This is a genomic window from Rahnella sp. EDr1-12, assembly GCF_049206505.1.
Taxonomy (GTDB): Bacteria; Pseudomonadota; Gammaproteobacteria; order Enterobacterales; family Enterobacteriaceae; genus Rahnella; species Rahnella rivi.
In genome coordinates this window covers 831,317-851,556 of sequence record NZ_JBLZNY010000001.1, presented here as the reverse complement: position 1 = coordinate 851,556, position 20,240 = coordinate 831,317, and the positions used below count along the sequence as shown (strand labels likewise).

At 51.1% G+C, this 20,240-nt stretch carries 22 protein-coding genes and 4 tRNA genes; 15 read left to right on the top strand and 11 right to left on the bottom strand.

Annotated features, from left to right (window positions below; genetic code table 11):
- Position 1: 1 nt before the first annotated feature.
- Positions 2-754, bottom strand: coding sequence for a pyrimidine utilization protein B (gene rutB / locus ACO0U8_RS04000; RefSeq protein ID WP_200930309.1), 753 nt, complete (start codon positions 752-754; stop codon positions 2-4).
- Positions 751-1,842: a pyrimidine utilization protein A gene (gene rutA, locus ACO0U8_RS03995; protein WP_056778579.1), complete on the bottom strand. Its 1,092-nt coding sequence runs from the start codon at positions 1,840-1,842 to the stop codon at positions 751-753. Before rutA ends, rutB begins: the two co-directional genes overlap by 4 nt.
- A 411-nt stretch (positions 1,843-2,253) precedes the next feature.
- On the opposite strand from rutA, the gene rutR reads away from it, so the two are divergent.
- Entirely contained in the window at positions 2,254-2,943 is a 690-nt protein-coding gene (gene rutR, locus ACO0U8_RS03990; protein WP_056778582.1) for an HTH-type transcriptional regulator RutR, read from the top strand.
- Positions 2,944-2,953: 10 nt separating this feature from the next.
- On the top strand, positions 2,954-3,943 hold the full coding sequence (locus ACO0U8_RS03985; protein ID WP_421670339.1) for a metal-dependent hydrolase: 990 nt from the start codon (positions 2,954-2,956) through the stop codon (positions 3,941-3,943).
- A gap of 55 nt (positions 3,944-3,998) precedes the next feature.
- On the opposite strand, the gene cycA is transcribed toward ACO0U8_RS03985, so the two are convergent.
- Complete coding sequence (gene cycA / locus ACO0U8_RS03980) at positions 3,999-5,393, bottom strand: D-serine/D-alanine/glycine transporter (RefSeq protein WP_056778588.1); 1,395 nt, start codon at positions 5,391-5,393, stop codon at positions 3,999-4,001.
- Positions 5,394-5,763: 370 nt separating this feature from the next.
- Between cycA and ACO0U8_RS03975 the strand changes: the two genes are divergently transcribed.
- Positions 5,764-5,839: transfer RNA gene (locus tag ACO0U8_RS03975), tRNA-Lys, on the top strand.
- A 271-nt stretch (positions 5,840-6,110) separates the two neighbouring features.
- Here the strand turns inward: ACO0U8_RS03975 and ACO0U8_RS03970 are convergent.
- Positions 6,111-6,359, bottom strand: coding sequence for a hypothetical protein (locus ACO0U8_RS03970; protein ID WP_056778590.1), 249 nt, complete (start codon positions 6,357-6,359; stop codon positions 6,111-6,113).
- A gap of 227 nt (positions 6,360-6,586) precedes the next feature.
- Between ACO0U8_RS03970 and ACO0U8_RS03965 the strand changes: the two genes are divergently transcribed.
- Positions 6,587-7,000 (top strand): hypothetical protein, encoded by a 414-nt coding sequence (locus ACO0U8_RS03965; protein WP_056778592.1) that lies wholly within the window; start codon positions 6,587-6,589, stop codon positions 6,998-7,000.
- A gap of 67 nt (positions 7,001-7,067) precedes the next feature.
- Here the strand turns inward: ACO0U8_RS03965 and ACO0U8_RS03960 are convergent, their stop codons facing one another.
- Positions 7,068-8,834: a sensor domain-containing phosphodiesterase gene (locus tag ACO0U8_RS03960; protein ID WP_421670338.1), complete on the bottom strand. Its 1,767-nt coding sequence runs from the start codon at positions 8,832-8,834 to the stop codon at positions 7,068-7,070.
- 192 nt (positions 8,835-9,026) lie between these two features.
- Here ACO0U8_RS03960 and leuA point away from each other — a divergent pair, with 192 nt between their 5' ends.
- Positions 9,027-10,697 carry a 2-isopropylmalate synthase gene (gene leuA, locus ACO0U8_RS03955; RefSeq protein ID WP_122095765.1) on the top strand — a complete coding sequence of 557 codons (1,671 nt, stop codon included), beginning with the start codon at positions 9,027-9,029 and terminating at the stop codon, positions 10,695-10,697.
- Here leuA and ACO0U8_RS03950 read toward each other — a convergent pair.
- From ACO0U8_RS03950 to ACO0U8_RS03940, 3 genes are all read right to left on the bottom strand, one after another.
- Positions 10,666-11,442 carry an AraC family transcriptional regulator gene (locus ACO0U8_RS03950; protein WP_122095764.1) on the bottom strand — a complete coding sequence of 259 codons (777 nt, stop codon included), beginning with the start codon at positions 11,440-11,442 and terminating at the stop codon, positions 10,666-10,668. The two genes, leuA and ACO0U8_RS03950, sit on opposite strands and share 32 nt — an antisense overlap.
- Before the next feature lie 3 nt (positions 11,443-11,445).
- Complete coding sequence (locus tag ACO0U8_RS03945; protein WP_162997847.1) at positions 11,446-11,616, bottom strand: hypothetical protein; 171 nt, start codon at positions 11,614-11,616, stop codon at positions 11,446-11,448.
- 105 nt (positions 11,617-11,721) lie between these two features.
- Positions 11,722-11,946, bottom strand: a complete 225-nt coding sequence (locus ACO0U8_RS03940; protein WP_056778602.1) for a DUF2594 family protein — start codon at positions 11,944-11,946, stop codon at positions 11,722-11,724.
- 791 nt (positions 11,947-12,737) lie between these two features.
- Here ACO0U8_RS03940 and uvrY point away from each other — a divergent pair.
- The 6 genes from uvrY (at position 12,738) to ACO0U8_RS03910 (ending at position 16,280) form a co-directional block, all read left to right on the top strand.
- Positions 12,738-13,394 carry a UvrY/SirA/GacA family response regulator transcription factor gene (gene uvrY / locus ACO0U8_RS03935; RefSeq protein WP_013576296.1) on the top strand — a complete coding sequence of 219 codons (657 nt, stop codon included), beginning with the start codon at positions 12,738-12,740 and terminating at the stop codon, positions 13,392-13,394.
- Positions 13,387-15,222: an excinuclease ABC subunit UvrC gene (gene uvrC, locus ACO0U8_RS03930; RefSeq protein WP_072158130.1), complete on the top strand. Its 1,836-nt coding sequence runs from the start codon at positions 13,387-13,389 to the stop codon at positions 15,220-15,222. The genes uvrY and uvrC overlap by 8 nt, the downstream gene beginning before the upstream one ends.
- A gap of 56 nt (positions 15,223-15,278) precedes the next feature.
- Positions 15,279-15,827 carry a CDP-diacylglycerol--glycerol-3-phosphate 3-phosphatidyltransferase gene (gene pgsA / locus ACO0U8_RS03925; protein WP_056778604.1) on the top strand — a complete coding sequence of 183 codons (549 nt, stop codon included), beginning with the start codon at positions 15,279-15,281 and terminating at the stop codon, positions 15,825-15,827.
- Positions 15,828-15,974: 147 nt separating this feature from the next.
- Positions 15,975-16,050 (top strand) — tRNA-Gly (locus tag ACO0U8_RS03920).
- A 59-nt stretch (positions 16,051-16,109) separates the two neighbouring features.
- Positions 16,110-16,183 (top strand) — tRNA-Cys (locus tag ACO0U8_RS03915).
- An 11-nt stretch (positions 16,184-16,194) separates the two neighbouring features.
- A tRNA-Leu gene (locus ACO0U8_RS03910) sits at positions 16,195-16,280 on the top strand.
- Between the two features lie 305 nt (positions 16,281-16,585).
- On the opposite strand, the gene ACO0U8_RS03905 is transcribed toward ACO0U8_RS03910, so the two are convergent.
- A complete protein-coding gene (locus ACO0U8_RS03905; protein WP_056778632.1) occupies positions 16,586-16,852 on the bottom strand; it encodes a hypothetical protein in 267 nt (88 codons plus the stop codon).
- Positions 16,853-17,119: 267 nt separating this feature from the next.
- Here ACO0U8_RS03905 and deoR point away from each other — a divergent pair, with 267 nt between their 5' ends.
- Complete coding sequence (gene deoR, locus ACO0U8_RS03900; RefSeq protein ID WP_122095762.1) at positions 17,120-17,884, top strand: DNA-binding transcriptional repressor DeoR; 765 nt, start codon at positions 17,120-17,122, stop codon at positions 17,882-17,884.
- Positions 17,885-17,889: 5 nt separating this feature from the next.
- Here deoR and ACO0U8_RS03895 read toward each other — a convergent pair whose 3' ends face one another.
- On the bottom strand, positions 17,890-18,366 hold the full coding sequence (locus ACO0U8_RS03895) for a GyrI-like domain-containing protein (protein ID WP_056778638.1): 477 nt from the start codon (positions 18,364-18,366) through the stop codon (positions 17,890-17,892).
- A gap of 184 nt (positions 18,367-18,550) precedes the next feature.
- Between ACO0U8_RS03895 and ACO0U8_RS03890 the strand changes: the two genes are divergently transcribed.
- From ACO0U8_RS03890 to ACO0U8_RS03880, 3 genes are all read left to right on the top strand, one after another.
- Positions 18,551-19,057, top strand: a complete 507-nt coding sequence (locus ACO0U8_RS03890; RefSeq protein ID WP_056778642.1) for a YlaC family protein — start codon at positions 18,551-18,553, stop codon at positions 19,055-19,057.
- 140 nt (positions 19,058-19,197) lie between these two features.
- Complete coding sequence (locus ACO0U8_RS03885) at positions 19,198-19,473, top strand: hypothetical protein (protein ID WP_056778646.1); 276 nt, start codon at positions 19,198-19,200, stop codon at positions 19,471-19,473.
- A gap of 29 nt (positions 19,474-19,502) precedes the next feature.
- Positions 19,503-19,766 carry a hypothetical protein gene (locus tag ACO0U8_RS03880; protein WP_235533458.1) on the top strand — a complete coding sequence of 88 codons (264 nt, stop codon included), beginning with the start codon at positions 19,503-19,505 and terminating at the stop codon, positions 19,764-19,766.
- Between the two features lie 71 nt (positions 19,767-19,837).
- Here ACO0U8_RS03880 and ACO0U8_RS03875 read toward each other — a convergent pair whose 3' ends face one another.
- Positions 19,838-20,050: a YccJ family protein gene (locus ACO0U8_RS03875; RefSeq protein WP_056778653.1), complete on the bottom strand. Its 213-nt coding sequence runs from the start codon at positions 20,048-20,050 to the stop codon at positions 19,838-19,840.
- Positions 20,051-20,240 lie beyond the last annotated feature (190 nt).

The following is a 20,240-nucleotide window of genomic DNA, read 5'->3' as shown; positions in this document are numbered from 1 at the left end:
GTCAGGCCGCGTTTTGTTCAGTGTTATAGCCCACCGCGTCGCAGAAATTGCGAACGCTGGACACCCAGCCAAAGAAGGTTTCAATGTTATAAATCGCCGCTTTCTGGGCGAATTCCGGCCCGGCCTGATGGGTCGCGTCTTCCAGCACCACGCCGAAATATTCGAGGAAGAATCCGTCGCGCAGGGTGGATTCGACGCACACGTTGGTGGCAATGCCGGTGAACACCAGATGATGGATGCCGTAACTGCGCAGCAGGCTGTCGAGCTGGGTATTAAAGAAGCCGCTGTAACGCGGTTTAGGCAGCACAATGTCGCCCGGCTGCGGCTGCAGTTCATCCACCAGGTCATAATCCCAGTCGCCTTTCGCCAGCAGTTTGCCCATCAGTTCAGGCCGTTTGCGCATGGTTTTCAGCGCATTGGATTTGTGGAAGTTTGGCGAACCTGCGCCTCCGGCTTCGACGTACTGATTGTCCCAGCCGTTCTGGAAGAAAATCACTTTGATCCCGGCGGCGCGGGCGGCAGCAATCGCCACTTTGATATTGGCAATCACCGGCGCGGTGGCGGAGACGTCAAAACCGGCCAGATCCAGATAACCGCCCTGTGAGGCGTAGGCGTTTTGCATATCCACTACAATCAGCGCCGTTTGCTGCGGCGTGAACGCAATGGCTTCAGGACGTGCTGTGAGGATCGTTTCCTCGCCGGTATTTTGGGGTTCGCGGCGGACCACGGTTTGATTCTCAACAACGTTCATCATGCGACCTCTTTATGCCCGATGCCGATGTGCTGGCGGGTTTTCATTAATGGCTGAATATAACGGCCAAAGTTTTCAATGCCTTCCACGAAATCGTCAAAGGTCAGCAGCACGCCACCGGCGCCGGGGACGGTGTCGATTTCGTCGAGCATTCTGGCGACGCTGGCGTAAGAACCGACCAGCGTACCCATGTTGATGTTGACCGCCGAAGTCGGGTCAGCCATCTGGCGAACGTTGGTATCGGCTCCGGATTTGGTGTCTTTACTGCTCTGGTCGGTGAGCCACGCCAGGGCATCCGCGTCGGCACCGGATTTATATAACTCCCACTTGGCGCGGGCGGCGGCGTCGGTTTCGTCGGCAATCACCATAAACAGCACGTAGGAGGAGACGTCGCGGTTTTCGGTTTCGGCCGCTGTTTTCATGCGCGCGGCGGTCGGCGCAAAGGCGGTCGGGGTATTGACGCCTTTGCCGAAGCAGAAGTTGAAATCAGCATGTTTGGCGGAGAAGGCCATACCGGCATCGCTTTGTCCGGCGCAGATGACTTTCATTTCGCTCTGCGGACGCGGGCTGACGCGGCAGTCGTCCATTTTGAAGAATTCGCCGTCCAGCGTGCAGTGGCCGGTGCCCCACAGGTCGCGCAGCACGCTGACGTATTCGGTCAGGTAGTCATAGCGGCGGGTGAAATAGTCATCGCCCGGCCACATGCCCATTTGCTCGTATTCCGGTTTCTGCCAGCCGGTGACGACGTTCACACCGAAACGGCCATTGGAGATGGAATCAATGGTGGCGGCCATGCGCGCGACGATCGCCGGGGGCATCACCAGCGTGGCGGCGGTGGCGTAAAGCTGAATGCGCGACGTCACGGCGGCAAGACCGGCCATCAGCGTGAACGACTCCATGTTGTGTTCCCAGAATTCGGTTTTACCGCCGAAGCCGCGCAGTTTGATCATCGAAAGCGCGAAATCAAAATGGTAGTGCTCCGCTTTCTGCACGATGGTTTTGTTCAGTTCGAAGGTTGGTTTGTACTGCGGCGCAGTTTCTGAAATTAACCAGCCGTTGTTGCCGATAGGAATAAAGACACCGATTTTCATAGCTCACCTCGATTGAAAATAAGTAATACCAAAACAAGGGCTTGCGAAAATCTCTGCGCGGCTTGAGTGCGTCCTGCGGGTTCCGAATTGCACCGTGCTGAAATCTCCTGACGGGAGAACTATTGCAAAGGGGATGCCAGTTTTTTAATTCTTATTATTTTCAGTGGGTTAAAAAGGATGCTGACAGGCAGGTGGAGCAAATGGTCTGTTTCAGACCATTTGGTCAAAACAAACTGCACATAAATCAGGCAGGAATGTGCGGAAATGGTGCAAATTTGTTAAATTTATAACCCTTTGTGGTTATCTGGTATTAGATGGTTTGTTGCTTTCATCATCCCGACGCATAGCGATAGTCGCTGGTATCCCCATTTGTTATGATTTCTGCCTTGCCGTTTGTCTCAGGGAGACATTGTGAAGCCAATGGATGAACATCCGCTGTCAGCCGTCGGGGAAAGTAAACCCCGTAAAGCCGCGGCGAAAGCCCCCACCCGCCGCTCGCGTGCCGTCGCCGCCAAACGGGGCAATATCATGGCCGCCGCGCTGGAATTTTTTTCGTTGTACGGTATTCATGGCACCAGTCTGGATCAGGTGGCAGAGCGCGCGGACGTGTCCAAAACCAATCTGCTCTATTACTTCCCGTCGAAAGAAGATTTGTATATCGCGGTGCTGAAAGGGCTGCTGGATATCTGGCTGGCGCCGCTGAAAGCCTTGCAGTCAGATCAGCATCCGCTGGAAGCCATCCGGGAATATATCCGCCTTAAGCTGTGCGTTTCGCGCGATCACCCGCAGGCGTCAAAGTTGTTTTGTCTGGAGATGGTGCAGGGCGCGCCGCTGCTGAAACAGGAACTGGGCGGCAGCCTGAAAACGCTGGTGGAAGATAAATCAGACGTGATCCGCGGCTGGATAAAAGCCGAATTGATCGCGCCGGTTGACCCGATGCAGCTGATATTTATGCTGTGGGCAACCACGCAGCATTACGCTGATTTCGGGGTTCAGGTGGAAGCCATTACCGGCAAAACGCTCAACGATCCTGACTTTTTCGAGCAGACCGTGAGTAACGTGCAGCGCATTATTACCGAAGGCATACAGCTTCGGGCTTAAAGAGGTCAGGATGGATTCGGTATCACAATTAGTATTGGGCGCGGCGGTTGGTATCGCGGTGATGGGCAAACGCACGCCGGTGTGGAAAGCGGCGCTGGCAGGCGCGGTGTGCGGCACCTTGCCCGATCTCGATGTGTTTTACGATCACGGTGACGCCATCAGCAATATGACAATGCACCGCACGGAAAGCCATGCGCTGTTTTATCTGACGCTGATTTCGCCGCTGCTGGCCTGGCTGATGGCAAAACTGTTCAGCGCCGGGCAGCATTTCTGGCACTGGTGGGGCGCGGTCTGGCTGGCATTGATCACCCATCCGCTGCTGGATCTGATGACTGTGTACGGTACCCAGCTCGGCCTGCCGTTCGCGAATTATCCTTTTGCGGTCGGCAGCATTTTTATCATCGACCCGCTCTATACGCTGCCGTTGATCATCGGCGTCGGGCTGGCGCTGTACCGCGAGCAGCAACGCGGGATCATGTGGAATAACGTACTGCTGGGCGTCAGTTGTTTATATCTGGCCTGCACCGTGGTCGAGCAGCATCAGGTGACGCGCCACGTGGGCGAGGAACTGCAACGTCAGAACATTGAAAGCACGCAGGTACTGGTGACCCCCACACCGCTCAATACGCTGGTATGGCGGGTTGTGGTGATGAATAAAGACAGTTACGGCGAAGGTTTTACCTCGCTGCTGCACCCGGATTCGCCGATCCGTTTCCGCTTTTATCCACGCGGTGAAGCCCTGTATGAAGCGCATAAAGATAACGCATTTATGGCCCGCGTTGCCTGGTTCAGCCACGGGTTCTTCAGCGTAAAAGAGCAGGGCGGGCATATTCTGGTCAGCGACTTACGCATGGGACAGGAGCCGGATTACAGCTTTGTGTTCGATCTCGGTGACATGAAAGCCGGTGCAGCACCGGAGCTGCCGGTGAAAGTGGCCTCAGCCAGACCTTCGGCCACAAAAATGTGGCAACAGTTCAGGCAGGCGCTGGACGTTGAGTGAACCTCACTAAAAAACAAAGGAGCCAAAAGGCTCCTTTGTTACATCAGGGCATTGTTCAGGCTTTCCGGCAGCGCAACCAATATCCGATACCCAAAATGACAAACCACAATGGCGTGACGATCAGCGCCTGACGGGTGTCATCCTGCAAGGTCAGCAGCACCAGCACGCAGGCGAAGAACGCCATACAGACCCAGCACATCACTTTACCCAGCGGCATTTTGTAGATTGACGCGTCGTGCAGTTGCGGACGTTTACGGCGGTAGACCAGATAAGAGCAGAGGATGATGGTCCAGACGAACATAAACAGAATCGCCGAAACGGTGGTCACCAGCGTAAAGACGGTCATCACGTTTGGGATCAGATAAATCAGCACCACACCGCCGAGCAGGCAGATACAGGAGAAGGTCAGGCCGTTTGACGGCACCGCGCGCGATGACAGTTTGCCAAACGCCTTCGGCGCATTGCCTTCCTGTGCCAGGCCGAACAACATGCGGCTGGTGGAGAACACGCCGCTGTTAGCGGACGACGCTGCCGACGTCAGCACCACAAAGTTGATGATGCTCGCCGCCGCCGGAAGACCGGCCAGCACGAACAGTTCAACAAACGGACTTTTATCGGCAACCACATGGCTCCACGGCGTGACAGACATAATCATGATCAGCGAGAACACGTAGAACATGATTATGCGCAGCGGGATCGCGTTGATGGCGCGTGGCAGCGATTTCTGCGGATCTTTGGTTTCGGCCGCGGTAGTCCCGACCAGTTCGATACCAACAAACGCGAACACGGCTATCTGGAAACCGGCGAAGAAGCCGCTGATGCCTTTCGGGAAGAAGCCACCGTCATTCCACAGATTGCTGAAAGAGGCGACGGTGCCCGCGGGCGTCTGGAAGTGGGTCAGTACCATCACCAGCCCGGCAATAATCAGCCCGACAATGGCGACGATTTTGATCATCGCGAACCAGAACTCCATCTCGCCAAACATTTTTACGGTAGCGAGATTCAGGCTGAGTAACAGCAAAACGCATAACAGCGAGGCTATCCATTGGGAAAGTCCGGGGAACCAGAATTGTGCGTAGGCGGTGATCGCCACCACGTCCGCAATGCCGGTCACCACCCAGCAGAACCAGTAGGTCCAGCCGGTGAAATACCCGGCCCATGGGCCAAGCAGATCGGCGGCAAAATCGCTGAAGGATTTGTATTCGAGGTTGGACAGCAACAGTTCGCCCATCGCACGCATCACGAAAAACAGCATAAAGCCGATGATCATGTAGACGAAGATGATAGACGGACCAGCCAGGCTGATGGTTTTTCCGGAGCCCATAAACAGACCCGTACCAATGGCGCCACCGATGGCAATCAGCTGAATATGCCGGTTGGAGAGATTGCGACGCAGACCTTCCGCGTTCTCTTCCTCCGGCTTAGCGAGGATTTTTGACTCTTCTTGCATGTTGTATTGATTCCTGTTTTTTTGCTTTTTGCGTATGAACTCCGCCATATCGCCTTTATTTCAACAAATTATGTTTTAAACCGTTGTTAATTTGACCGGCACTGGAACGACAGCGACGGGCTGACGATGTAATAGTAATGTTAAGCGCGCATTTATTATAACGGGCATGAAAAATGCCAATCGAAGAAATGTATCGTAATTTTTACATCGAGGATAACCGCGTGTTAAATAATCAGATGAGCGTGACTGCGGGGGAATAATAACGCTTTTAGGTGTGATGGGCTTCACAAATTTACGCGAGAATAACGGCAAAGAAAGTAAGGATAAGCGTTTGACATCACCGCTCAAGAGGCGAATAATCCGTCCCGTTGGGTCGTTAGCTCAGTTGGTAGAGCCGTTGACTCTTAATCAATTGGTCGCTGGTTCGAACCCAGCACGACCCACCAACATTCAGTAAATCAACGTGATAGATTTCCCCTCCGATCTTAAATTTTTATCCCTCTGCATTTTTTCTTCACCTTGTCAGCAGGCAATGCCTGAAAAAAATCATGCCGTCTTTATCGCATATAAATAAGCGCTGAGCGTGAGGGTTAATTGTAAATCGTGGAATAAGATTATTTGTCGTGTTGACGCGAAATACAGAGGGGGAAATAACAGGGAACGGTGCGTCAGGCCTCAATGTCTGAGGCCGGAACATTCTCTTTCGGATAGAAAAAATTAATACATAATTGTCGTATTAGGCTTATTACCATTTTTAAGTTGTTTTTGTACCCGCATGCACAGGCTGAAAATCAGCAGGTGAACGTGAGTGATAAAAGCACGTTCTTCGGTAAACTTGCTGCTGCGGAAAACCACCATTTCTGAACGGTTTTGTTTGGCCACCAGCAGCTCAATGCCTTTTTCGCGGAACTCGTCTTCATACGTCTTTACGATCCCGGCGGGTGCGATAAGTGTGTAGCTGTACATAGGTGTTTCCTGAATCTGAAGTGAACGTCGGGTCGGATAACTCTTAATTAGAGTATCAAATACGAGTGGACGGTGATTAGCAATTCGGGTGGCTGATTTTCGTACGAACATCACAGATTTGTCCCGGTTTTCAGGCTTCTCATTCCTGCCTGCCGAACTCCCACCGGTTTTTGTTGCCCGCGCCGCGCACGCTGCTATCATTCGTGCATAAACTCAGGGAGATAACGATGAAAAAAACACTGGTGGCCTTGGCTGCTTTACTCTTAGCCGGGTGCGCAAGCAATCCTTATGAACCGACCCTTCAGGTCAAATCCTCTTTCGCCAATGCCAGCACCAAGGCACCGGAAGGGCAAACGCACATCAGATTGCATCGCATCGATCAGTGGTCAATGATCCCGTTTGAAAAAACCTGCCCGCTGATTGTGATTCTCGATGGTCAGACCGTGGCTTCGCTGCATTTCAATCAGTTCGTGGACCTGAATGTGCCGAATGGGATGCGCAAGGTTGAAGTCCGTCTTGCCTGCGCGCTGACCAAAACCACCGGCGCCATCACAGTGGATGCGAAGGGGCAGAGCGTTGATCTTGAAACTGACCGCAGCATTTTTGGCACCTACAATATTCGTCTTAAAAGCGGCCAGTAAGCGCTCAGCAGAGGATATAAAAAAACCGCCGCGGCGGTTTTTTTTGTTTCTGAGGCGAAGGGCACAATCAAATGTAAGGTTTCGACCATTCCAGAATCTGATCGTGTTGCAGCGGACGCGAATAGTAAAACCCCTGCACGGAATCACATTGCAGCTCTTCCAGACAACGCAGCGTGTCATTGTCTTCCACGCCTTCGGCGACCACGTGATAGCTGAGCGCGTGCGCCATATCAATCATCGATTTCACGATGACTTTGCTTTTACTGTCGCGGCTGATGCCCTGAATCAGTGACTGATCCAGTTTGAGGGTGTCCGCCGGTATTTTTTGCAGGTAATTCAGGTTGCTGTAGCCGGAGCCGAAGTCATCCAGCGCAATACTGATGCCCATGTGCCGCAGGGCGTCGAGGGAGGCAACGGCGTGAGGATTATTCATCAGTGTCTGGGTTTCCAGACACTCAATTTCCAGCATGGAGGGCGAAACCTGATGCAGGATCAACGCGGTATGAATGCGCTGAACTAAATCCTGTTCCACCAGGTTATTGGCGGTCAGATTAATCGACACCTGAATTTGTGCACCGCGCTTTTGCCACTCGGCAATCTGCCTCACCGCCTGCGTAATCACCCAGTTCGTCAGCGGAGTGATAAGCGGCGTTTTTTCTGCCAGAGGAATAAATTCTGAGGGCGAAATGATGCCGAGCGTCGGATGATGCCAGCGGATTAACGCTTCGACGCCGTGGAATTTTTTATCCGCCAGCCGGATTTTTGGCTGATAGAGCAGATGAAAATCCTCGCAGGAAGACACCGTCGCCATCAAATCATTGAGCAGATTAAACGCACGCAACTGAATTACATCGGATTCGTGCTGGTACGGCATCACCAGACGGTTGTGACTTATCGCCTCATGCAGCGAAGACATGCCTTGTCGCATGATGGTTTCGGCGCACTCAGAGGTGGACGAAAATACCGTGTAACCGGCGTGGAGGCGCACGTTAATCGGGATGTCGCTGGTAATGCTTTGCTGAATTTTGGTCGCGGCGATTTCCAGTTGTCTGAACGTCTCTTCCTGTTCATCCCGCCGTTTGATAAGGGCGAAACGCCCGAGCATCAGGCTGTAGACTTTGTCGTTCTCGTTAAGCTCCGTGCGCAAAAATGATCCGACATCTTTCAGAATATTTTCGACTTTCGGAATGCCGATCGCACGGCCGATATCGTAAGCATACAAGGTGTCGAGCGTGTCGATCAGAATCAGCAAATAAGGCGTGTGATCAGAGGTTTTGATAAGCGTTGCGATGTCTTCCATCAATCGCTGGCGATTGGGCAGACGGGTCACGATATCCGTAAAACCGACGGAGCTGCGTGATTCAATAATATCGATGACGATGGCCGCGAGATCGGACAACATCTCGATCTCCTGCACGGTGAAATCGCGCGGCTGATTATCAATCAGGCACAGGCTGCCGATGGCAAACCCTTTGCGGGTGATCAGCGGTGCACCGGCGTAAAAACGCATACCTTTTTCGGCGGTGACAAGCGGATTGTCACTGAAACGCGGATCTTGTTCCGCATCGTTCACCACCATCACGGAGGCAGAACGAATGGTGTGATCGCAAAAGGCGATATCACGCGCCGTCTGGCTGATGGCCATATTGGTCTTTGATTTGAACCACTGGCGATGTTCGTCCACCAGGGTAATCAGGCACATCGGAATATCAAAAATCTGTTGGGTAAGGCGGGTAATCAGATCAAGCACTTCATCCGGATTGCTGTCCGCAATATTGAGGTTTTGCAGCGCCGAGAGCCGTTTTTTTTCGTTTAGATTCAGAACCCTTTTCATTCTGTACGACCTCTGATCGCCAACCTGGACGCGTTTAGTTATGCACTATAGCGTGAGTCTCATTCATTTATCATTTTCTTTTGTCCGTTTTGCGAGGGTTGCTGTCAGTTAGTCAGGCGCAGAAAGATAGCGTTTGCGTACTATGGATTTAACACAAGATTAACGCTGCCCACATGATAAAAGGAGAATCGTATGTTAAACGACCCGTCGCAAAAATATCGCCCCTTCCCGCAGGTGAATTTACCCGACCGCCAGTGGCCGGGAAAGGTACTCGATAAAGCCCCGCAATGGTGTTCAAGCGATCTGCGTGACGGTAATCAGGCACTCGCAGAACCGATGGATAATGCGCGTAAACGTCAGTTTTTTGATTTGCTGGTGAAATGTGGTTTTAAGCAGATTGAGGTGGCGTTTCCCTCGGCTTCGCAAACCGATTTCGATTTTGTTCGCGGGCTGATTGAAGACAAATTAATTCCGGATGACGTGGTGATTCAGGTGCTGACACCTTCACGGCCAGATCTGATTGCCCGTACTTTTGAAGCGCTGAAGGACGTACCGCGCGCGATCGTGCATTTATATAACGCCACCGCGCCGGTATTTCGCGAAGTGGTTTTCAATCAGGATCAGGCAGCCACGCGGGATCTGGCCGTTCGCGGCGCGCAGCAAATCCGTCAGCTTTGTGAGCAATATTCACAGACGAATTGGACGTTTGAATATTCCCCGGAAACCTTCTGCTTTACCGAACTGGAGTTTGCGCTGGAAGTGTGCGAAGCGGTAGCCGATGTCTGGGAACCGGGCACGTCGCGGCCAATGATCATTAATTTACCGGCCACCGTCGAAGTCAGCACTCCGAATATTTATGCCGATCAGATTGAATGGTTCTGCCGTCATTTCAGCCGTCGCGGGCAGGTTTCCATCAGCGTGCATCCGCATAATGATCGGGGAACCGGCGTCGCCTGTGCCGAGCTGGCAATGCTGGCGGGTGCCGATCGCGTCGAAGGCTGTCTGTTTGGCAATGGCGAGCGCACCGGGAATGTGGATATCGTGACGCTGGCGCTGAATCTCTATACGCAGGGTGTCGCGCCGCAGCTGGATTTCAGCAATTTACAGGCGATTGTCGAAGCGGTGGAAGAGTGTAATCAGTTGCCGGTTCATCCGCGTCACCCTTATGCCGGTGAGCTGGTGTTTACCGCGTTTTCCGGATCGCATCAGGACGCCATCAAAAAAGGCTTTGCTGCGCAGAAAACCGCAGAAAATGCAGTGTGGCGCGTGCCTTATCTGCCGCTGGATCCCGCGGATGTCGGTTGCAGTTATGAAGCGGTGATCCGCGTAAACAGTCAGTCGGGGAAAAGCGGTGCGGCATGGTTACTCGAGCAGAATCATGGCCTGAAACTGCCGCGCGGCCTGCAAATTGATTTCAGTAAAGCCGTGCAGCGGGATACGGATACGCACGGCAAGGAAATGAGCACCAGCGATATCTGGCGGCTGTTCCGTCAGCGCTACGGCCTGACCGAGCAACCGGTGGTGAAATTGCTGAGTTATGACATCCGCAGCGATGAGCAGAACGTTTGTCATTTCAACGCGCGTATCCGTTACCGTAATGAAGAGCAGAATATTACCGGCAGCGGCAACGGGTTGTTGTCCGGCGCAGTGGATGCGTTACGCCGTAGTTACGACATTCAGCTCGAGATTGGTGATTATCACGAGCATACGTTAGGGCATCAGAGCCACAGCCGGGCCGTGGCTTATGTGAGTTGCCAGGGTAAGCATGGGGAAACGTGCTACGGCGTGGGCATCGACAGTGATGTGTCCAGCGCATCTTTGCAGGCGCTGTTTAATGCGGCGGGCGGGATTCTGGCTGACTAAAATACTCACTCGGCGAAACGCCCAGTGAACGACGAAACATTGCACTGAAGGCGCTCGGGCTGTCATAGCCGAGCGCCAGCGCCACATCAATCACTGAATTTCCTGCCGCTAATTGCTGAAGCGCCTCGAGCAATTTAGCCTGACGCACCCAGTCACTGAAACGCAGACCGGTTTCGCGCTGAAAACGGCGGGAAAGCGTGCGGCTGCTGATGTTGAGGCGTTGCGCGACATCCTCCAGCTCCCATGATGCACTCAGATCACTGCAAATATGCTGGCTCAGCGCCAGCAGTTCCGGCTCTTGCGGTTCAGGTAAATGCAGCGGCAGCGTCGGCAAGAGGCGCAGTTCATCAAGCAGTAATTCCATGATGCGTTCATCACGGCCACCGGGCAGGTAGTCTGAAGGAAGTGTCAGCGAGACGAGAATGAGTTCACGCAGCAGCGGAGAAATCTGGACCACCTGACACTGAGCCGGTAAATCGGCGCGTGCCAGCGGATCGACGAAGAGAGTTCGGGCCTTTACACCCCCGATAAAACGCAGACTGTGCTCAACGTGGGCGGGTAACCAAACGCCGCGCCCCGGCGGAACCATCCAGGTGCCGAGCGCGGTATGCACTTCAACAACGCCACACAACGTATGGATCAGTTGCGAGCAGTTATGGCTGTGCGCAGGTTCGCTGTCGCCATGTTGATAATCAATGGCCAGCGGCACAATGGCCTGATACGGGGCGAGAACGTTATAATGCATGAATCAGTGATGTTTCTGGTTCTTAGCGTCTTCAACTGCCTGTTTTGCTTCTTCTGCCGCCTGTTGAATTTCTTCTTCAGTCAGTTGTTCTGAGACTTCAATCAGTTCTGCAAGGCCGTCACTAACGTGAACGTCGTCAGCTTTACTTTTGTTTTCTTTATTATTTTCGCTCATAACCGTTGTCCTGATGAAATGATAAGAGGGCGTAATTATAGCAGATTTCGTGCGGGGACGCGCTGGAAAGGCGGAGTCCGTCGGGCGACAGACTCCGGGAAAACATTACTGGCGGTAAGCGAATTTGATTTGTTGCAGGGAGTTTCTGAAGATTTCTGCCTGTTGTTCATCTTCCATCTGCGCAGCGTATTTTTCCATGTTCAACATGACCTTACCGGCATCAGCCTGACCGATAGCTTTCAAAATCAGGGTCAGAGTGGCTTTCAGGCAGGCAACTTCTGTCGCCAGGGTTTCAACGTTTGCTTCAGTGGTAAAATCGCAGTTACTCATTATTTCTCCTCAGGCAGGCTGCAAGGCAGCGCTCCCGACTTTATACAGTAAAAAGAAGGGGGTATTAACAGGTTGACCCGAAAGGGCGGGGTGCAAAGTGACAGCATTTTAGCATAGTCGCAGGTTTTAGGGCACTGACAGGGCAGACGCGGGTTAAAAGGAGGGGGCGATGCAACATTTAGCGAAACGAATAACGTGAGATAAATCCATTTCCCGGAAGTCAGTACAGAATACTAAACATATTTGGAACAGGACGTTTCGCATGTAAAAAGCTAAGTTTATTCTTATAAAAACCGCGACATTTCGTGCTATTGCAAATAATCATTGGGTATATCATAGATATATGAAATTGATGCTTTGCTGATTTAATCACCTTTCTTTAAAACACGTTATTTGAACCCAAGGAATGGTGAATACATTATTTTTTACAGGAAAAAAGATGTAGCTTGATACAGACCTTATTGTTTGATTCAAAATGCTTTTTTTCTGTATCATTAATACAGGTGATGGCAGTTCTCATTTACATTCAGCAAACTAGTTTTTTGCAGACATTTGTTGGTGAAGCCGGCGAGATAGAGTAAAATGCGCGGGCTATAATAAATAACCTGAATGCCTGATTTAAAAACACTATCGCTGTGCGCTAGTGGGGTAACTGAGTTGATGTTGGCTTCTTATTGCCACCTTCTCTTCTCTACGCTGTCTGTACATATTAATGTTTAATGCCTCTTATTGTGTAAAGGCCAGCGGAAGAACCTGATGGTGTGTCGCCCTTATTTTTTGGAGAATTCTCTTTGATTAGCGTTCTTCTTGTTGATGACCACGAATTGGTGCGCGCAGGGATCCGACGCATTCTCGAAGATATCAAAGGCATCAAAGTTGTCGGGGAAGCACAATGCGGCGAAGACGCCGTGAAATGGTGCCGTACCAATGACGTTGATATTGTCCTGATGGATATGAACATGCCGGGTATTGGCGGGCTGGAAGCGACGAAGAAAATCGTCCGTTTCTCGCCGGATATCAAGATCATCATGTTAACGATTTACACTGAAAACCCGTTGCCCGCAAAAGTGATGCAGGCGGGGGCTTCCGGTTATCTGAGTAAAGGTGCAGCACCACAGGAAGTGGTCAATGCTATCCGCCTGGTTGACTCGGGTCAGCGCTACATTGCGTCTGATATCGCGCAACAAATGGCACTCAGTCAGATTGAACCGCAGTCTGAAACGCCTTTCGATTCGTTATCAGAGCGTGAGTTACAAATCATGCTGATGATTACCAAAGGGCAAAAAGTGAATGAAATTTCAGAACAACTTAACTTGAGTCCTAAGACAGTTAACAGTTATCGTTATCGGATGTTTAGTAAATTAAATATCAGCGGCGATGTTGAGTTGACCCATCTGGCTATTCGACACGGTTTGTTCAATACGGAGACTTTATCAGGCAGTGAATGATGAGCGTTTCGACCCTAAAGCCTTTCTGAAAACGGTCACCAGCCAACCGGGCGTCTACAGGATGTATGACGCCAGCGGCACCGTAATCTATGTAGGTAAAGCTAAAGACCTTAAAAAGCGTCTTTCCAGCTATTTTCGTGTTCAGGTTTCCAGCCGTAAAACGGAAACTCTGGTCAAAAATATTGCGCAAATCGATGTCACCGTGACCCATACGGAAACCGAGGCGCTTCTCCTCGAACACAACTACATCAAGCTGTATCAGCCGCGCTATAACGTACTGTTGCGTGATGACAAATCCTATCCGCTGATTTTTCTCAGCGCCGATAACCATCCACGCATTACCGTGCATCGCGGTGCCAAGCACGCAAAAGGCGAGTATTTTGGGCCGTTCCCCAACTCCTATGCGGTGCGTGAAACGCTGGCGCTGTTACAGAAACTTTTTCCGATCCGTCAGTGCGAAAACAGCGTTTACAGCAACCGTTCACGCCCTTGTCTGCAATATCAGATTGGTCGGTGTCTCGGGCCTTGCGTGAAAGGTTTGGTCAGCGATCAGGATTATAAAGACCAGGTTGATTACGTGCGTCTGTTCCTCGAGGGGAAAGATCAGCAGGTTGTTACGCAACTGGTTAATCGCATGGAAGAAGCCAGTCAAGATTTACGCTTCGAGGATGCGGGGCGTATCCGCGATCAGATTCAGGCAGTGCGCCGGGTGACTGAGCGTCAGTTCGTTTCGGGCAACAGCGAAGATCTTGATGTTATCGGTGTGGCGTTCGAATCCGGCATGGCCTGTCTTCACGTTCTGTTTATCCGTCAGGGTAAAGTTCTGGGCAGCCGCAGCTACTATCCGAAAGTCCCCGGTGGCACCGACCTGGGCGAAGTGGTGCAAACCTTCGTCGGTCAGTTTTATCTCCAGGGCAGCCAGATGCGAACGCTGCCCGGCGAAATCCTGCTGGATTTCAGTCTGCCAGAGAAAGAGTTACTGGCTGAATCCCTGAGCCAGATAGCGGGTCGTAAAGTCCTGATTCAGAGTAAACCGCGCGGTGACCGCGCCCGTTATCTGAAACTGGCGCGCACTAACGCCTCCACGGCGCTGACCACCAAGCTGGCACAGCAGTCAACAATCCATCAGCGTATGGCTGAACTGGCGAAAACCCTTAATCTTGCGGAAATTAACCGCATGGAATGCTTCGATATCAGCCATACTATGGGCGAACAAACGGTCGCTTCCTGCGTGGTATTTGATAACAACGGCCCGGTTCGCTCTGAATACCGTCGTTACAACATTACCGGTATTACGCCGGGCGATGATTATGCCGCGATGAGTCAGGTGCTGACCCGCCGCTACAGTAAATCGCTGGATGAGAAAAAAATTCCCGACGTAATTTTTATCGACGGCGGGAAAGGGCAGTTAGGAATGGCGCTGGATGTGTTTCATTCGCTGGATGTGACGTGGGATAAATCAAAACCTTTACTGATTGGTATTGCGAAAGGTGCCGATCGTAAAGCAGGTCTGGAAACGTTATTCTTTGTGCCTGAAGGTGAGGGGATTGCCTTACCGTCAGATTCGCCAGCCTTACACGTTATTCAGCATATCCGTGACGATTCTCATAATCATGCCATTACCGGGCACCGTCAGCGACGTGCCAAGGTGCGGACTACCAGCGCACTTGAAGAGATTGAAGGCGTCGGGCCGAAACGACGTCAGGTATTATTGAAGTATATGGGAGGCATCCAGCCATTACTGAATGCCAGCGTCGAGGAAATTGCACAGGTACCCGGTATTTCTACCGCATTAGCAGAAAAGATTCATAATGCGTTGAAACACTAAAGCCGTTGTAGCAACATACTCATAATATCTAAACTGGACAAACAGTTACCTTCGCTATGCAATTTAATATACCGACGTGCCTCACCCTGTTCCGCGTTGCGCTGATACCTTTCTTCGTGCTCGCCTTCTATCTGCCATATCCATGGGCACCGATGGCCTGCGCGCTCATTTTTGTTTTTGCTGCCATGACAGACTGGCTTGACGGCTATCTGGCGCGCCGCCTGAAACAAACCACACGGTTCGGTGCGTTCCTCGACCCGGTTGCCGATAAGGTGATGGTGGCGATTGCGCTGGTGCTGGTGGCGGAGTATTTCCATTCCTGGTGGATAACGTTACCGGCTGCCACCATGATTGCCCGTGAAATTATCATTTCGGCGCTGCGCGAGTGGATGGCTGAAATTGGTAAGCGAAGCAGTGTGGCGGTTTCCTGGATTGGCAAAGTGAAGACGACAGCGCAAATGCTATCGCTGGTAGCCTTGTTGTGGCGTCCGGACAACATCGTTGTGGGTGTCGGTGTGGTCGCACTTTATATCGCGGCGGTGCTGACATTCTGGTCAATGTTCCAGTATTTGAACGCTGCACGTCACGATTTGCTGGAACCCTGATCAAACTGACGTAAAAAACGTCAAACGAGCGAAGGATGCAGATAATTTTATTGACTCATTCTCTCAGGTCAGTAGAATGCAACGCATCGGAAGGCAGACAGCAATGAGCCGGAAGATAGTTAAAAAAATCAGTACGTTCTGATTAAAGCGGGAATAGCTCAGTTGGTAGAGCACGACCTTGCCAAGGTCGGGGTCGCGAGTTCGAGTCTCGTTTCCCGCTCCAAATTTTATTAAACTGATCCTCGTAATTGGTTTAAGTGCAAGACAAGTAGTAAGATTTAAGGCGCGTTAACAAAGCGGTTATGTAGCGGATTGCAAATCCGCCTAGTCCGGTTCGACTCCGGAACGCGCCTCCAATTTTCCCGGAGCCCGGGTGGTGGAATCGGTAGACACAAGGGATTTAAAATCCCTCGGCCTTAGGCTGTACGAGTTCAAGTCTCGTCCCGGGTACCATGGAAAATTAGCTGAATAATCAAAAGCAATAAAGTAGTAATGTCGTTATAGCCACCTTCGGGTGGTTTTTTTATGTCTGAAATTCAGTCAGGCGTCGTGAGAAACACGCGTCTGATACCGATATGTTTAAATATAATAAAGGCCACTTCTAAGAGTGGCCTTTATGTTTTTACAGCAACACGACATCTTATCAGCCCTGAGACGAAATCATTCCCTCCGTGAGTATCCGGTGAGGTTTGCGCTGATCGTTTGTGTGAGATGTAGGAAATGCAGATTAAAACAGCCCCGAAGGGCGTTTTTTAGGGCTAAAATTCACCCGGTGCTTCTGTATTACTCAGTGCCCGGATAGATAAAGGCAGGTGGTAGTTCGGTTGGCTGGTGAAAAACGCCTGAAGCGCGACGCGTTTCTTCCGGTCTATCGAAATCTCTTCCATGGTTTTGCGGAAGATACTGTAACGGCCACATGATGTGCAGGTCACAGTAACAATTTTCGCCGACATATTCACCGACGTCTTATTCGTGTTTTGACACAACGGACACTCGTCTTGAGCGTTTACAACGGTAGAACTCATAAAACCTCCGGTTTTACTTAGAGCGGCCAGTAGTCTAGCACAAAAAGGCGGCAGTTACTTAACGATAAATAAATTATCAGTGGATTTCAGCCGCGACAAGGTGTAGGGAGCGTTCAACCATTTGAAGAAATGGGAAAAACCTCAAAGTGTGCATGGGTAATTTATTGTTCATTATTATCCCTTTGATTCACGCAACGCACCGGTTTGCGGCCAGATGGCTGCGAAGGTATAGTGGCGTGCTGCGAACCGGAAAGCTGAGATAACATCATGGAAAATAAGCGTGAAGACAGGATCCAGCGTCTGTTGCTGGCACTAAAAAAGACCGACAAAATTCACCTGAAAGAAGCGTCTTTACTGCTCAATGTTTCCGAAATGACTATCCGGCGTGATTTGAGCAGCGACCCTGCGCCGGTTATCCTGCTCGGCGGTTATATCGTGATGGATCCGAAAAATAACCCGGCGACGCATTATTTTATCAGTGAACAGAAAATGCGCCAGGTGGCGGAAAAGCGTCGCCTGGCCGAAAACGCAGCCAGCTTGATACTCGATAATGACACGGTATTTTTCGACTGCGGAACCACCATGCCGTATGTCATCGAGAGTATCCCCGAGGCGAGGGTATTTACCGCGATCTGTTATTCGCTGAATACTTTTCTGGCGCTGCAGGAAAAACCTCACTGCGATGTGATTTTATGCGGCGGCGCGTTTAAATCCAGCAACAGTATTTTTACGCCAATTGGTCGCAGCAGTGAGCTCGATTTTATCCGGCCAACGAAGGCGTTTATCTCAGCCGCCGGTGTGAGCATCGAACACGGGGTGACCTGTTTTAATTTTGATGAACTGCTGATGAAACATCAGGCGATGGAGCGATCTGCGCAGAGTATTTTAGTCGCCGACAGCAGTAAGTTTGATCAGGTGCGACCGGCGGCGATCGCACCTTTAGCCCGTTTCAATACTCTGGTCAGCGATGCCAGACCGCCGCAGGCTTACCTTGATTTTTGCCAGCAGGCAGACATCACACTCAATGTCTGAACCTTTCAGCGAATGGCCGGGATCTTCTCGACCGACTGATAAAACACCACTTCCCAGATGCCGGTTTTAGTGCCATCACTCAGGTAATGTTCAAAACAGGCTTTGCCATCCGGCCGGTAATGATTGCTGGCCAACAACTGACTATAAAATTCCCGCCAGGCGTGTTCAAAATTACCGTCCGTGATGGTGGTGTGATAGGCCGCATAGGTGCCACCGGGTAAGGTTTGCAGTGCCAGCCCGTCAGCGTCATCCAGTATGAAATTATCAGCCACACACACGGAAGGATCCGCCCGCAATGCCTCGGCTGGCGTGGTATCGGGGTTATCGTGAAACCATGTCAGCCATTCTGTGTGTGGCTGATGGTGTCGTGCGACCCATTTCGTCAGCTGCTGAAAACCGCTGTGGATTGACTCCTTGTATGGCCCGACCACCCGGTAACTCACCAGTTTTTTAGCCGGTCTTTCTACGATTAATAGTGCCACGATGTTCTCCTTTTATCTGACATGAACAGAGAGAATTCCATGATGAAAATATCAGTGACGCAAATGCCAGCTATAACAGTTTCCCGTTTTGAGGCCGGTAACTGCTCTACGCGCTATAACAGTTGTCATGATAAAATAACATTATCAGATTGCATTATAGTCGTGACTGCAACGAGGTTATGAAATGGACGTGATCAAAAATGTATTAAATAGTGAAATTGACCGTATCAACCGTCAGGAAGGTCGTGACGGCAGGGCGCGCGTCAACGTTGAGTTTTTTGTGAAGCATCCCTGGCTGTGTCTCGCGATGCTGGTGGGGTATATTGCCGTCGGTATTGTGATGTATGTTTCACCTTATATGGGTATCGGCTGGTTTATCGGATTCACAGCTTTTCTGGTTTTCATGTCCGCTATGTTGCTGCTGGAAATCAAACCGGTCTACCGCTATGAAGATATCGGTGTGCTGGATTTGCGTGTCTGCTACAACGGGGAGTGGTATTTCAGCCGCGAATTATCTGAAGATGCAGTACGGCAAATTCTCAGCGCTGAGAGCGTGAGTGCCGGAGTTAAAAACCGCATTGAGTCGATCGTGAAAAACAAAGGTTTTGTCGATTTTTACGATGTATATGATCTGGCGCGCCTCGAGCATCAGCAGCCCTCAACACTGAACAGCGTTCAGCTAGCGCACTAATTGCCCCCATTCACATGGCTTCCGCCCATGACGTCACCCCGTCAGCTCTGATAAAATAGCGGCTGGATATACATTTTTTGTATGAATCGTCGATGCACAGGACGAAACACACTGTATGTTGAGCCGTTACCGGAGCTGCCGTGGAACGAATTAAACTGACTATTCATCATCTTCACAAAATCGTTTCGGGTGAAAAACAGGATGCGCAGGCTGTCGCACGCATTTATGCTGGCGAACATTTGCTGCTGACTGAAACCATGACCGGGCAAGCTCTCCACTATAATCGCTATATCAAGGCTGATGATGACAGCGGGAAACCGTTACGCGTGGAGTGGGAGTGCGACGGATTCGCAGAAATGTCGGTTTCCCGTGCAGAAGTCTGTCCGTGCTGTGGTGGCGACGAGCTTCACGGTTGAGAATACAGAGAGAGCAAAAGCTGAGGTGAATGATGAAGTTTATCAACAACGAAGTGGAATACCGTAAGTGGATAATGGATGAAATTTTCCAGGCGAGCGCGGTAAGTGAAACCTCTGAGTTTGCCGATCAGGAAGTCGATGATTTTATTTTCGATGCCAGGCCGCTGTCATACCCTTGTGTCGCGGTGATGATCCAGACACCGGGAGAGCCGGGCGTGTGCGAACCGCGGTTTGTCTACAAAGAGCAGATTTTTGAGTGGGCGCATCAGATGGGTTTTGGATTCGACAGCTAACTCCGACCTAAATTTCCTGCCAGCCCTGAGCATGGCTCAGGGCCCAATCATGCTCCGACAGTCGTTAGCCCTCAGACATTTTTCCTGTCGATCTTTTCTTCACCCCAGAACAGATGGTCTTCCTTCGTTTTGGCGAAGGCGATCGGTAACACTTCATCGTTCCCTTCTTCCCAAATTTTCTGCGCCAGCGTTTCATCATTCTTGGCAAGCTCAAAAATAGCTTCGGCGATTTCGTGAGAGGTTTCACGGGTGTTGGCCCAGGCTTTGATGTTTGACGTTGTCATCAGGTTCTCCTCGTAAGAGTTCGCAAATAGTGTCTTAGGAACACCAGAATAATCATTATAACTATGGTTTCCGTGAACCACTTTTGCAAACTCTGGTGATTTTTTGTGCTCTGAGCGGGGGCAATAAAAGCGTCATCAGGGCACAAAAAAGGCGTCAGATGTATGCCAGTGTCGTTTATAATAAGGGCGA